The organism is Pseudomonas alkylphenolica, from assembly GCF_004025535.1.
GTDB classification, from domain to species: Bacteria; Pseudomonadota; Gammaproteobacteria; order Pseudomonadales; family Pseudomonadaceae; genus Aquipseudomonas; species Aquipseudomonas alkylphenolica_A.
On the sequence record NZ_QJRG01000034.1, the window covers coordinates 154514 to 167818 of the forward strand.

The following is a 13305-nucleotide window of genomic DNA, read 5'->3' on the forward strand; positions in this document are numbered from 1 at the left end:
GGTTTATTGCAAACCAGAAAATCAGAAGCGGGCCGAGAGTAGCAGCTTTAACTAGGGTCGCCTAGAGCTAAAGCAGCCCAAACAGTCACAAAAATGACTCTTGATCGTACCGTAGTCACTTTTAGAGTAAATAGACTAAAGCGGCCAGTTTCAAGCTGCAAGCTACCAGCTGAACGCGCTTCCACGCGTTCGTTTCTTGCAGCTTGCAGCCAGTCGCTTGCGCCAGCCGTCAGGCTATATCCCTGAGCTCCCGGCGCAGGATCTTGCCCACGGCGGTCATCGGCAGCGACTCGCGCAGCACGATGTGCTTGGGCACCTTGTAGCCGGTGAAGTTGGCCTTGCAGTAAGACTTCAGCTCTTCAAGGCTGACCCCTCCTTCGCGCGGCACAACGAACAGTTTTACTGCTTCGCCGGAGCGCTCGTCGGGGATGCCGATGACGGCACAGTTGGCCACTTGCGGATGGCTCATCACCACTTCTTCAATTTCGTTCGGGTACACGTTGAAGCCCGAGACAATGATCATGTCTTTTTTGCGGTCGACAATCCGGGTAAAGCCATCCGGGTCGATCACTGCGATATCCCCGGTCTTGAACCAGCCTTCACTGTCCAGCGACTCGGCCGTTGCCTGCGGGTGCTGCCAATAACCTTTCATCACCTGCGGGCCCTTGATGCACAACTCGCCGCGCTCGCCCATCGGCAGTTCGTTGCCGTCATCATCGATCACCTTGAACGCCGTACCCGGCACCGGGATGCCGACAGTGCCCAGGCGCGCCAGCTGGCCGTAGGGGTTGGTACTGGCCACCGGCGAGGTTTCGGTCAGGCCATAGCCTTCGACGATCCGGCAGCCGGTCAGGCTTTCCCAACGCTCTGCCGTGGCCGTGACCAATGCAGTACCGCCAGAGTTGGTGACTTTCAGGGCAGAGAAATCGAGCTGCTTGAATTCCGGGTGGTTCATCAGTGCCACGAACAAGGTGTTGAGCCCCAGCAACGCGGAAAACTTCCACTTCTTCAGCTCTTTGATGAAACCCGGAATATCCCGCGGGTTGGTGATCAGCACGTTGTGGTTACCGGTCACCATCATGCACATGCAATTCGCGGTGAATGCATAGATATGGTAGAGCGGCAGCGGCGCAATCATCACCTCCTGGCCTTCCTTGATCAGCCGCTGACCATCGGGACCGTGCTGGGAGAAACAGGCCAGCACCTGGAGCATGTTGGCAACCAGGTTGCCGTGGGTCAGCATCGCGCCCTTGGCCAAGCCCGTGGTGCCACCGGTGTATTGCAACACAGCGATGGTGTCCAGGCTCAGCGCAACCGGCTTCGGCACCTGGCCACGACCCTGGCCCAGCGCGCTCTTGAACGGCACTGCCTGAGGCAAGTGATAGTCAGGCACCATTTTCTTGACCTTGGCGACGATGATGTTGACCAGCCAGCCCTTGGCTGCCGGCAACATGTCGCCCATCTTTGCCTCGATAAGAAACTCGATGTCGGTATCGGGCAGTACTTCCTGCACCAGCTTGCCAAACATGTTCAGGTAGACCAGCGCCCGGGCGCCGGAATCCTTGAACTGATGGCGCATTTCACGGGCGGTGTACAACGGATTGGTGTTGACCACGATCAGGCCGGCGCGCAACGCACCAAACACGGCTATCGGATACTGCAACACGTTGGGCATCTGCACCGCGATGCGGTCGCCCGGCACCAGATCGGTGTGTTGCTGCAGGTAGGCGGCAAAGGCTGCCGAATGGCGGTCCAGTTCGGCGTAGGTCAGAGTCACGCCCAGGTTGCTGAAGGCCGGTCGGTCAGCGAACTTTTTGCAGGAGCGTTCGAACACTTCGACCACTGACTTGTAAGCATTCATGTCAATGTGCGAAGGAACACCTGCGGGGCGTTTGTCATTCCAGAAATCAGCTTGCATTTATTCTTGTCCTCATACCTGAGCCGTTCCTGCCTTCTTGCCGATGTGGCGAAAAAGGGTGCTGTGCCGACGTTAGCAGGTATGTCGCAGGTGGCAAATACGCCAAGCGCTGTCATCAGCATTGTGAATCTTGTTTATCGCTGCCCTTCAATTACACGCTTGAGTTATACACTGAGCTGACTCATCAACCGTGCGCACAAGGACCTGCCATGCAACACGACGCGTTCTGGCTTGCCGCCAGCGATCACTGCAGCCTGTATGTCTATCAATGGCTGCCCAGCACGCCAATCAAGGCGGTGGTGCTCCTGGCCCACGGCATGGCCGAGCATGCCGGCCGCTATCAGCGCCTTGGCGAGGCCTTGAGCGCGGCCGGGTACGCCCTGTTCGCCCATGACCAGCGTGGCCATGGGCGAACAGCTGAACTGGGTACCCTGGGGCTGTTCGCGCGGCACAATGGCTGGAGTGCTGTAGTCAACGACCTGGGCCTGCTCAACCAGCACATCGGCCAGCAGTTTCCCGGCACCCCGGTGTTTCTCTTTGGTCACAGCATGGGCAGTTACATCGCCCAGGCGTACCTGATGCATCACGGCGCCAGCCTGCAGGGCGCGATCTTGAGCGGCTCGAACTTCCAGCCACCGGCGCTGTACCGCGCCGCCTGCGTGATTGCCCGACTCGAAGCCTGGCGTCAGGGCCCGCTAGGCCACAGTGCGCTGATCGAGTGGCTGTCGTTCGGCTCGTTCAACAAGGCATTTAAACCCACGCGCACGGCCTTCGACTGGCTCAGTCGTGACGCCGCCGAGGTCGATCGCTATGTCGCCGACCCGTTGTGCGGCTTTCGCTGCACCAACCGGTTGTGGATCGATCTGTTGATGGGCCTTGAGCAAATCAGCCTGCCAGCCAACCTCAAGCAGATCGATCCGAACCTGCCGATCCTGGTGATGGGCGGTGAATGTGATCCGGTCAGTACCGGCAAGCGTCTCAAGGATCTGGCCGGAGCTTTGCGCCTGGCTGGCAACCAGCACGTGCAGTTGCAGCTGTACCCGAAAGCGCGACATGAACTGCTTAATGAAACCAACCGTGACGAGGTCACGGCCGCGATCATCGACTGGCTGGAGCAGACGTTGGCCCTTTGCCGCCCTGCCCGCAGCGAATGACGGCCGACCCCGTGCCCCTTGCAGGATTGAACCAATGACCCAGGTCACCAACACGCCTTACGAAGCCCTTGAAGTCGGCCAGACCGCCAGTTTCAGCAAGACCGTCGAAGAACGTGACATCCAGCTGTTCGCAGCAATGTCCGGTGACCACAACCCGGTGCACCTGGATGCCGAGTTTGCCGCCAAGAGCATGTTCAAGGAGCGTATCGCCCATGGCATGTTCAGCGGTGCGCTGATCAGCGCCGCCGTGGCCTGCGAGCTGCCTGGCCCGGGCACCATCTACCTGGGGCAGACCATGAGCTTCCAGAAACCGGTGAAGTTCGGCGACACCCTGACCGTGCGCCTGGAAATCCTCGAGAAGCTGCCAAAATTCAAGGTGCGCATCGCCACCCGTGTGTTCAACCAGAATGACGAACTGGTCGTCGACGGCGTAGCTGAAATCCTCGCGCCACGTAAACAGCAGACTGTCGACCTGGTCAGCCCGCCACCGATCACAATCGGCTAAGGTTCACAACTCGCTCAGGCGGCGCTCGATAAAGCGCCGCTCGGCACCTTGCGCGGTCAGGCCCAGCGCGGTCTGGTAGGCATCGCGGGCCTGATCCAGGCGCCCCAGTTGCCGACACAGTTCGGCGCGGGCGCTATGGGCCAGGTGGTAATCCTGTAGCTGCCCGCGTGCCAGTATCGCCTCCACCGCCAGCAGGCCTGCCTGCGGTCCGTCACGACGGGCCAGGGCTGCGGCGCGATTGAGCTCCACTACCGGCGATGGCCAGCCGCGCAGCAACACATCGTACAAGCCGACGATTTCTTCCCAGTCGGTCTGTTCGGCACTGGCCGCTTCTGCATGTACCGCGGCGATTGCCGCCTGCACGCTGTACACACCGAATTGTTGGGTGCGCAGCGCCTGCTGCACCAACTGGCTACCCTCGGCAATCAACGCGCGATTCCACAAACTGCGGTCCTGTTCGTCCAGCAGGATCAGATCGCCATGCTCATCGCTGCGCGCGGCCTGTCGTGACGCCTGCAGCAGCATCAGTGCCAGCAGACCGAGTACTTCCGGATCAGGCAATAACTGCTGCAACAATCGCCCCAGGCGGATCGCCTCATCACTGAGGTCATTGCGCATCAGCTGGTCGCCCGATGACGCCGAATACCCCTCGTTGAACACCAGATAGATAACGCGCAGGACACTGTCCAGGCGCTCGGGTAGTTCCGCCAGCGACGGTACCTGATAAGGAATCTGTGCATCGCGGATCTTGGCCTTGGCCCGCACGATCCGCTGGGCAATGGTTGCCGGGTTCTGCAGGAAAGCCCGGGCGATTTCCTCGGTGGTCAGGTCGCACACCTCCCGCAGGGTCAGCGGCACCTGGGCATCGGCCGCCAACGCCGGGTGACAACAGGTGAAGATCAGGCGCAGGCGATCGTCTTCCAGCTCCTCATCGTTCACGTCATCCTCCTGCCGGGCTTCCAGCGCCAGGATCAATTGCGCCTGCGAACGGTCGAAGCGGGCACGACGACGCAGCCCGTCAATGGCCTTAAAGCGTCCGGTAGACACTAGCCACGCCCGCGGATTGGCTGGAATGCCATCTCGTTGCCAGCGTTCAACGGCAACGAAAAATGCTTCATGCATGGCTTCTTCGGCCAGGTCGAAATCGCCCAGCAAGCGAATCAGCGTCGCCAGTATCCGTCGCGACTCGGCTTGATAAACCGACTCGACTGCAGCACGCACCTGCTGTGGCGTGACCATCAGCCCGGCATCTGGGTGGTCACCAACGCCACCAGACGATCCAGGCTTTCACCCCAGCCACGGTGAAAGCCCATTTCTTCATGCGCCAGACAATCGGCTGCACTCCAGTGCCAGGCGCGAGCGGTGTACTGCGTCTTGCCTTGAACATCCTCGAACGTCACCACTGCGGTCATGAATGCTTTGTTCGACGGCACCCAGCCTGGACCAAAGGCATCAGTGAAGACAATCCGCTCCGGTACGACGATCTCCAGAAACACCCCTTGGTTCGGGTACTCGGCGCCGTCGGGCGCCTGCATCACCGTACGAAACAACCCACCTACCCACAACTGCATTTCACACAAGGGCGTGGTCATGCCGTTCGGCCCCCACCACTGCGCGAGCAACTCAGGTTCGGTCCAGGCCCGGAACACCTTGGTCCGTGGCGCGTCGATCAGGCGGGTAAGCGACAGCTCAAAGGGTGCAACTGCCGGGGGATGAAGGCTCATATTGTTGTTCTCCTTCGTTTCAGGTCTGTAGCTCGCGGATCGGCCGCACTTCAACACTGCCGACCCTGGCGGCAGGTATGCCCTTGGCTATGTTCAGCGCTTCATTGAGGTCACGGGCATCGACCAGGTAGAAGCCGGCCAGTTGCTCTTTGGTCTCGGCGAATGGCCCGTCGGTGAGGCTCATGTGCCCCCCGCGCACACGCACGGTGGTTGCCGTCTGCACCGGCTTGAGTGCCTCGGCGGCGAGCATACGCCCGCTGCCCGCAATCGACTCGAAGTACGCCATGCACTCGGCATCGGCGGGGCTGTCGGGCTGGCTGTGCAACAGCCCTTCCTCACAATAGACCAGGCATAGGTATTTCATGTTCATCTCCAGCGCAGATGCTCACTATGACTGCAGATTGCGCGACCAGCGAAAGCGCAATTCGGAATAAACCCGGGCGCTTTCAGCTCAAGGCCTGAGCGAAAACAGGGCGGCACCCGATTCCATGTCGAACGGCGCCGACCAGTGCTCATGAATGACCTTCCATTGCCCGTCGATGCGCCGATAACCGACGCTCGCGCGCATGTAACAGGTTTTATCCTCCGCCCCTTCCCCTTCGGCCGGACCACAACGATTGAGCCAGTGGGCGAGCGCCAGCTCTGGCGTGGCATGGATCTGCAGTTGCTCCACTTCGAACACCATTTCACCGGGGCAATGCTCCATGCAGACCTGCCAATGGGCACGGTAGGCGGCTTTGCCCTTGAACTGCAGGGCCTGAACGGCATCGAAGGCAAGAATGTCATCGGCATAGATCGCCGTGATGGTGTCCACATCGCGAGCACGCACAGCGGGAATCCAGCGCTCGATCAATTGGCGGATTTCGTTTTCGGCGGTACTGGTCATGGTCTTGTCCCCTCGGGTTCGACAACGGTCAGTGCACCGAACAATTCGGTGCGTTCACACATGGTCGAATGGCGGCGCGGGGAATCGACAGGACGTGGAGAAATTATTCAGCGCCACTCCAGGGGTAACCAGATTTCCATCACGCAGCGCTTGTGAAAGGGATCGAAGCCCTTGCCATAGCGCTCGAACTCAGGCGCCTGCGCTGCACGCTCACCGGAGCCGGGCAGCCACTCGCGCCAGATTGCCTGAAAGGTGTCTTTAAGGCTGTCGAGACTGCCATGGTGCTCGAACACCGCGTAGCGCTGGGGCTTGAGTTCGACGTGGCTGAACCCGGCCGGCAGAATCTCGACGCTGTTCACCTGGACCCCGGCGAGGTAGTCAAAGTTGCCCTTGCCGTCCCCCTGGTAACACACGCCATAGGTGAAATCCCCCACTTGCCCCGGCAGCGTGCCGATATACGGCCCGAAGCGTTGCCAGAGCGCAGGAATCCCCGCGATGCTGGACTGATTGAAGCGCGCACCCAGGCCGGCGATGATGAGTGCCTGTGCCTGCTCGAAGCGCACAGGCTGAACGACAACAGGTTTCGCGGTAGACATGTCCTTTGCCTCTTTGAAGGGAATGGTGGGCTTATTACGCCGAGCACAATGACATTGCAGGGTAGTAGACGAGTCCGCTAGCGTAGTGGCAATTATTGCCTGGTAAACGACTCCATGCCCCTGATCGCGGAACCCCTGCACGCCTGCGGACTGGTCGAGTCGTCCTGGGTACGCGCCTGTGCGGCCAGCTTCCCCAGGCACACCCATGACGAACTGGTGCTGGGGGCCAACCTGTCCGGCTGCGAGCACATCTGGCTCGATGGCCAAACGATTGAGGTACCGGCCGGCGCGGTGACCTTGTACAACCCGCTGGCCATCCAGGGCTCTACATTCGGCCCAGGCGGCGTCGAATACATCAGTCTGCATCTGGATATAGACGCCTTGCAGCAGTTGATGCGGGACAACAACCTGGGCCGTGGGCACGGTTGCCCGACCTTCGAACAGGGCGTGTTGCAACGCCCCGCACTGTACCGGTCAATCCTCGACTTTGCCGCGGCGCCAACAGCGGTCGAGCAGGAGCCTGCCCTGCTGCTGGTGCTGACCGAATTGTTCGAACAGACCCAGGTGCGCAGCGGCGAACAGGCACCGGCAATCGAGCGCAGTGTGAGTTTGATGCGTTCGCATCTGCACGAGCGCCTGACACTCGATCAATTGGCGCAGGCAGCACAGTTGAGCAAATTCCACTTCGTGCGCTGTTTCAAAAAGGCCATCGGCGTGGGGCCTTTGCAGTACCACATGCAATTGCGCCTGATCGAGGCACGCAGGCGGCTGCGCGCCGGCTTGCACGCCAATGACGTGGCACTGAGCCTGGGTTTTTATGACCAGAGCCATTTCATCAATGCCTTTGGCCGGGTGATGGGCGTTACGCCTCAGGCGTACTCGACCGCTTCGCGGCGGCGCTAGTCGCTAAAAGAAAGAGCCCCTGACGGGGCTCTTGTTCAATGTCACGACAATGAATGTCATGGCAGGAAACCGCTGGCAGCCGAACGTTTGGCGCGTTTGGCGGCACGTTTTTCATCAGCGGTTTTCAGAGGCTTTTTCTTGGTCATTTTCTTCGCTTCAAGACCTTTCATTTCGAATGATCCTCCAGCCGACGGCACCTGCGCGCGGGCGCCCCGATTGATTATAGACCCGCTGCGGGCGCCGGTATGGCCAGGATGAATTCACGGTAGCCGGAGACAATCACGTAGACCGCGAAGTAGCAAAAGATCGCTGCCGAAAGCAGGTAGGACCAGGTCAACAAACGGTTGCCCAACAGTCGCCCGCCATGGCTGGCAATAAAACACAGCGACAAGCACCAAAACAGCCCGGCGGCAAAAAAGCCCGAGAGGAACAACCCGGCCTCCATCAAGCCACCACCGCCGGATCGGGAGATCAGCACGCCGCCTACGGCTGCAAACCAGAGGATGGCGCTGGGTGACGACATGGCCAGGAAGATGCCGCGGACAAACTCGCGCCAGGCCGACTCGACGACAACCGTTGCCGCCTGCACCTGCCCTTCACCGCGCCAGGCTGCCAACAACATCTTCAGCGCAAACCACACCAGCAACAGCGAACCGCCCAGCCACAACACCCAGCGCACGGTTTCAAACTGTAGCAGCACGGTCATCCCGGCCAGAGCCGCTACCGCATAGACAAGATCACCAACACAGGTGCCCAGTCCCAACCACATGCCCTGCAAGAAACCCCGCTGCATGGCCAGGGTGATCATGGCGATATTGGCAATGCCGATATCCAGGCACAGGGAAAGACTCAGGAGAAATCCATTGGAGAACGGCATCGGGCATTCCATCGACAGCATTGAAGGCAGGCGCTATTAAAGCGGGAATTGCCCTGGCTGTATTGGAAGAAATTGCCCTGTGCGTGGCGCGCCCTGTCAGGACAGGGCGCGCCACGCGCTAATGACCTGTCACCCCTCCCCCAATACCTGCGCATACCGCTCGCGGTCGATGTTCGCTCCACTGAGAATCACCGCCACTTTGCGCCCTTGCTGCCGCTCACGCTCCTGCAGCAGTGCTGCCAGCCCGGCCGCGCCAGCGCCTTCGGCGGTGTTGTGGGTGTCTTCGTGATAGATGCGCATGGCCTGAGCGATTTCGGCATCGGTAACCCGAACGATCCGTGCCGCATGCTGGTGAATGATGTCGAACGCCTGCGGGACGGGCATGCGACAGGCCATGCCATCGGCAAAGGTGTCGGCCGTCTCGGTGGTCACAATGCGGCCTTGCTCGATACTCAAGGCAAAGGCATCCGCGGCGCTGGACACCACGCCAACGATCTCGGTCCGCAGCCCCAGCAGGTTACGGGCCTGAATCAGGCCGCAGATACCCGAGCCCATGCCGATGGGTACGTAGACGCAATCCAGTTCCTCGACCGCGTCAAACAGTTCCAGGGCGTAGGTCGCGACACCGCGCACCAATTGCGCATGAAAGGACGGCACACTGTCGTAGCCATGCAGCTCGGCCTGGCGTGCCGCCTCCTCGCGGGCCTGGTCGAAGTCAGCGCCGAATTCGATCAGTTGCGCACCCAGCGCGCGCATCGCTGCGTTTTTCTCCCGGGAATTGCCCAGCGGTACCACGATGATGATCGGCAGCCCGGCGTTGCGCGCCGCCAGGGCCATGCTCTGCCCATGATTGCCGCGAGTGGCCGTGACCAGCCCCCGCACCTGTGGCTTCTGCGCCAGCAGCCATTGCACGTAGAGCAAACCGCCACGCACTTTGAAAGCCCCGGTCGGCGCGTGATTCTCATGCTTGACCCAGACCTCGCACCCCAGCCGCTCGGCCAGTCGCGGCCAGGCATACTGGGCGGTGGCTGGCACGCTGGCATGCACCAGGTGCGCCGCTTCACGTAATTCGGTCAGGGTAAACATGCAACACCTCGGCAGCAGTGGGTTTGACCTGATCCTAGCGCCGGGGCATTGTATGGGAGAAACTTTATATTGCATGGCCGACAATAAATGTGGACCCCTACCCTCCCCACCAGCGAACAACCGCGCTACCTGGCGCTGGTCGACGCCATTGCTGCCGCCATCGAATGCGGCGAGCTGCAGGTCGGCGAGCGCCTACCGCCGCAGCGACGCCTGGCCTGGGCCCTCGGGCTCAACCCCAGCACCACACAACAAGCCTATCGGGAAGCCGCCGCGCGTCACCTGGTCAGCGGTGAAGTGGGGCGCGGCACTTATGTGCTGGCCGGGAGCAAAGAGGCCACGCTGTTCCACCTGAAGCAGAAAAGTCTGCAGCCCAGCCTGATCGACCTGTCGACCAATGTGCCGGTGATCGATCCCGACAACCACGACGTCGAAAACAGCCTGCGGGCCCTGATGCAGGAAGACCAGGTACGCAGCCTCGAACACTACCTCAATGCCGATGCGCTGCTGCGCGCCCGGGCTCACGGCGCGGCCTGGTTCAGCCACCGCGGCCTGCACCTGGGCGCCAGCCAGCTGATGCTGTGCGGTGGCGCCCAGCAGGGCCTCTTCGTTCTGTTGTTATCACTGTGCCAGGCGGGCGAACCGGTGCTGGTCGAGGCGCTGACTGCACCAGGCGTCAAGGCCGCGTGCCGGCAGCTGCGCCTGCCGTTGCACGGCATCGCCCAGGACCGTCAGGGTATACTGCCAGACGACCTCGACCGGGTGGCGCGTGCCACTGGCGCACGCGTGGTGGTGCTCACGCCTACCCTGCAGAATCCCACGGGTGCCTGTATGAGCCGGGAGCGCCAGCAGGCCGTAGCCGAGGTGGTACACCGTCATGGTCTGGTGCTGATTGAAGACGACGTGTACGGCGCATTGACCGACCAGCCGCCCTTGTGGCCCTTGCTGGGCCAACAGGGGATCCTGGTCAGCAGCTTGTCGAAAACCGTAGGCGCCGGTCTGCGCCTGGGCTGGATCGTTGCCGATCCGGCGTTGCTGGCCAAGGTCGACCCCCACGCCCAGGCCACACATTGGCAGGTGTCGCCGCTCAACCTGCAGATCGCCTGCCGCTGGATTGCCGACGGCACCGCCGCACGACGCCTGGCCTGGCAACGCCAGGAGGTTGAACAGCGCTGGCGCCTGGCACGCAAGGTGTTTGATGATCAACAGGTGTACAGCCCGCATCCGTCACCGCATATCTGGGTCAGTTGCCCCGGCCCTGCACAAACCCTGGTGCAGCGCTGTCGCGCCAATGCGGTCGAGGTCGTGCCCGCCGAAGTCTTTGCGGTAAAACAAAGCGATCTGGCTGCCGTACGCATCAGCCTCTCGGCGGCCAGCAGTCGCGCGCAATTGAAGCAGGCCTTGGAGCGGGTTGCCCAGGCCATGGAGGTGTCATGAACAGGTTTTACCGCGAGGCCGAAGCCTTTCTCGCCGCCCTTGATCCACGATGGGCTGCACATATCCAGGCCATCGGCCCCTGCCAGCACCAACCCCGCCCCGAGCGTGATCCGTATCAGGCCCTGGTGCGGGCGATTGCTTACCAGCAACTGCACGTAAAAGCCGGTGATGCCATTCTTGGCCGGTTTCTCGCACTGTATCCGGGCTGTACCTTTCCGAGCCCCGAACAGGTGCTTGCGACAACGCCCGAGCAACTGCGGGCCTGCGGCTTTTCGGCGAGCAAGCTGACAACCATTCAAGGCATTGCCCAGGCCCGCGTGGAGGGGTTGGTACCGGACCACGAGCTGGCCATGACCCTGGACGATGAACAGTTGATCGAGCGACTGGTCAGTTTGCGCGGTGTGGGGCGCTGGACCGTGGAAATGCTACTGATCTATACCCTGGAACGCATGGACATCCTGCCCGCCGATGACTTCGGCGTACGCGAGGGGTACCGTCGGCTGCAAGGGCTGGAGGCGCCACTGACGCGCCGGCAAATGAATGAATGCGGACAAGCCTGGCAACCCTACCGGACCATAGCCGCCTGGTACCTCTGGCGCGTACCGGCGGGTCGAATTTGAACGCAAGAGCCGGAGTTTTTTGCAGCGTTGATCGTCTTAACCTGAGCCTCTCGACACTTTTCCGGAGATTCCCGGCATGAGCCGCATCAACGAGAACGACCCGCGCTGGCAAGCCGTACTGGCACGCGATCCTGCTGCAGACCAGGCCTTTGTCTACGCCGTACGCACAACCGGGATTTACTGCCGCCCAAGCAGTACCTCACGCCTGCCACGGATTGAGAACATCGAGTTTTTCGACACCCCTGCCCAAGCTGAAGCGGCAGGCTATCGCCCGAGCAAGCGCCGCGGCGCCGACCAGACGCTGATGGCCGAACAGCATCGCGCGCAGGTGACGCGCGCATGCCAACTGATCGAAAACGCTGAATCGGCGCCCAGCCTCAATCAACTGGCCGAACAGTTGAACATGAGCCCGTTCCACTTCCACCGGGTGTTCAAAGCCATCACCGGCGTAACCCCCAAAGCCTACGCCTCGGCCCACCGGGCCAGCAAAGTGCGCAACCAGTTGCAGCACGCACCGAGCATTACCGATGCGTTGTATGAGGCCGGCTTCAATTCCAACAGCCGCTTTTACGAGTCGAGCAATGCACGACTGGGCATGACACCCGGGAACTACCGCGACGGCGGCGCCAATACGGCCATCCGCTTTGCCATCGGCCAGTGTTCATTGGGTGCCATTCTGGTGGCGCAAAGTGATCGCGGGATCTGCGCGATTTTGCTTGGTGACGACCCGCAAGCCCTGCTGCACGACTTGCAGGACAAATTCCCCAAAGCCGAATTGCTCGGGGGCGATGCTCAATTCGAAACCCTGGTGGCCAGAGTGGTGGGCCTGATAGAGGTGCCGGGAACCGGCCTGGATTTGCCCCTGGACCTGCGTGGCACGGCCTTTCAGGAGCGGGTCTGGCAAGCGTTGCGCACCATTCCGGCGGGCACTACCGCCAGCTACAGCGAAATCGCCCAGCGCATCGGTGCTCCCCGTGCGGTGCGCGCCGTCGCCCAGGCCTGTGCGGCCAACGCCCTGGCGGTTGCCATTCCCTGTCACCGGGTGGTGCGCAGCGACGGTAACCTCTCGGGCTACCGTTGGGGCGTCGAGCGCAAACGACAACTACTGGAGCGCGAACAGCAGTAACTCAGGTGCGATCAACCGTTGGTGCAACCGTTACCCATGGCACGGTACTCAAGGGTGTGACGTTGCCCTTGATGATCTTCGTAGACCATGGTGGCCGGCACCACTTCACACACGTTTGGAAGCGTCGACAAACTGATAACTTTGGCGATATCCAGATTGGTGGAGTAATCGTATTGCTCAACAGCCGGTTGTGCGCTGGCGGTTGTAACTTCATCGGCCAAGGCAAACGTAGACACACCAACAAGGGCAAGTACAAGTAAACTTTTCATGATAATAAGCCTGCAAAGCAATCAAACTGATCGATTGACTTCATTGGGCCGAACGAGGCGCGGAGAAGTTGTTATATCAGTGATATGAGACATAACACGAAGTACCGGTCCCACTGTTTCTTTTCTGTTGGGACACACCTAGTTTACAAGTTGCCCCAAACGGTTAAATCCCTGCCCCGGACATTCACTGTTACCAAAACTGCAACA

General features: G+C 60.9%; 15 protein-coding genes. 6 read left to right on the forward strand and 9 right to left on the reverse strand.

Annotation, left to right across the window (positions count from 1 at the left end; all coding sequences use genetic code 11):
- Positions 1-229: 229 nt before the first annotated feature.
- Positions 230-1918 (reverse strand): long-chain-fatty-acid--CoA ligase FadD2, encoded by a 1689-nt coding sequence (fadD2, locus tag DM813_RS04705; protein WP_128322266.1) that lies wholly within the window; start codon positions 1916-1918, stop codon positions 230-232.
- Positions 1919-2127: 209 nt separating this feature from the next.
- Between fadD2 and DM813_RS04710 the strand changes: the two genes are divergently transcribed.
- Positions 2128-3072 carry an alpha/beta hydrolase gene (locus DM813_RS04710; RefSeq protein ID WP_128322267.1) on the forward strand — a complete coding sequence of 315 codons (945 nt, stop codon included), beginning with the start codon at positions 2128-2130 and terminating at the stop codon, positions 3070-3072.
- Between the two features lie 34 nt (positions 3073-3106).
- Positions 3107-3577 (forward strand): MaoC family dehydratase, encoded by a 471-nt coding sequence (locus DM813_RS04715; RefSeq protein ID WP_128322268.1) that lies wholly within the window; start codon positions 3107-3109, stop codon positions 3575-3577.
- A 3-nt stretch (positions 3578-3580) separates the two neighbouring features.
- Here DM813_RS04715 and DM813_RS04720 read toward each other — a convergent pair whose 3' ends face one another.
- The 5 genes from DM813_RS04720 to DM813_RS04740 form a co-directional block, all read right to left on the reverse strand.
- On the reverse strand, positions 3581-4816 hold the full coding sequence (locus DM813_RS04720) for an RNA polymerase sigma factor (RefSeq protein WP_128322269.1): 1236 nt from the start codon (positions 4814-4816) through the stop codon (positions 3581-3583).
- Entirely contained in the window at positions 4816-5301 is a 486-nt protein-coding gene (locus tag DM813_RS04725) for an SRPBCC family protein (protein ID WP_128322270.1), read from the reverse strand. The genes DM813_RS04720 and DM813_RS04725 overlap by 1 nt, the downstream gene beginning before the upstream one ends.
- Before the next feature lie 19 nt (positions 5302-5320).
- Complete coding sequence (locus tag DM813_RS04730) at positions 5321-5665, reverse strand: YciI family protein (RefSeq protein ID WP_128322271.1); 345 nt, start codon at positions 5663-5665, stop codon at positions 5321-5323.
- Between the two features lie 87 nt (positions 5666-5752).
- Complete coding sequence (locus DM813_RS04735) at positions 5753-6187, reverse strand: YybH family protein (protein WP_128322272.1); 435 nt, start codon at positions 6185-6187, stop codon at positions 5753-5755.
- A gap of 107 nt (positions 6188-6294) precedes the next feature.
- Complete coding sequence (locus DM813_RS04740) at positions 6295-6783, reverse strand: GyrI-like domain-containing protein (protein ID WP_128322273.1); 489 nt, start codon at positions 6781-6783, stop codon at positions 6295-6297.
- Between the two features lie 114 nt (positions 6784-6897).
- Here DM813_RS04740 and DM813_RS04745 point away from each other — a divergent pair, with 114 nt between their 5' ends.
- Positions 6898-7686 carry a helix-turn-helix transcriptional regulator gene (locus tag DM813_RS04745; protein ID WP_128322274.1) on the forward strand — a complete coding sequence of 263 codons (789 nt, stop codon included), beginning with the start codon at positions 6898-6900 and terminating at the stop codon, positions 7684-7686.
- 220 nt (positions 7687-7906) lie between these two features.
- Here the strand turns inward: DM813_RS04745 and DM813_RS04750 are convergent, their stop codons facing one another.
- Both DM813_RS04750 and DM813_RS04755 read right to left on the reverse strand, forming a co-directional pair.
- Complete coding sequence (locus DM813_RS04750) at positions 7907-8563, reverse strand: LysE family translocator (protein ID WP_128322275.1); 657 nt, start codon at positions 8561-8563, stop codon at positions 7907-7909.
- 129 nt (positions 8564-8692) lie between these two features.
- On the reverse strand, positions 8693-9649 hold the full coding sequence (locus DM813_RS04755) for a threonine dehydratase (protein ID WP_128322276.1): 957 nt from the start codon (positions 9647-9649) through the stop codon (positions 8693-8695).
- Positions 9650-9736: 87 nt separating this feature from the next.
- Here DM813_RS04755 and DM813_RS04760 point away from each other — a divergent pair, with 87 nt between their 5' ends.
- The 3 genes from DM813_RS04760 to ada all read left to right on the forward strand — a co-directional run bounded on the left by DM813_RS04760 (position 9737) and on the right by ada (position 12829).
- On the forward strand, positions 9737-11083 hold the full coding sequence (locus tag DM813_RS04760) for a PLP-dependent aminotransferase family protein (protein WP_128322277.1): 1347 nt from the start codon (positions 9737-9739) through the stop codon (positions 11081-11083).
- Positions 11080-11703 carry a DNA-3-methyladenine glycosylase family protein gene (locus DM813_RS04765; RefSeq protein WP_128322278.1) on the forward strand — a complete coding sequence of 208 codons (624 nt, stop codon included), beginning with the start codon at positions 11080-11082 and terminating at the stop codon, positions 11701-11703. Before DM813_RS04760 ends, DM813_RS04765 begins: the two co-directional genes overlap by 4 nt.
- A gap of 76 nt (positions 11704-11779) precedes the next feature.
- On the forward strand, positions 11780-12829 hold the full coding sequence (gene ada / locus DM813_RS04770; protein ID WP_128322279.1) for a bifunctional DNA-binding transcriptional regulator/O6-methylguanine-DNA methyltransferase Ada: 1050 nt from the start codon (positions 11780-11782) through the stop codon (positions 12827-12829).
- Positions 12830-12840: 11 nt separating this feature from the next.
- Here the strand turns inward: ada and DM813_RS04775 are convergent, their stop codons facing one another.
- Positions 12841-13098 (reverse strand): DUF2790 domain-containing protein, encoded by a 258-nt coding sequence (locus DM813_RS04775; protein WP_128322280.1) that lies wholly within the window; start codon positions 13096-13098, stop codon positions 12841-12843.
- Positions 13099-13305 lie beyond the last annotated feature (207 nt).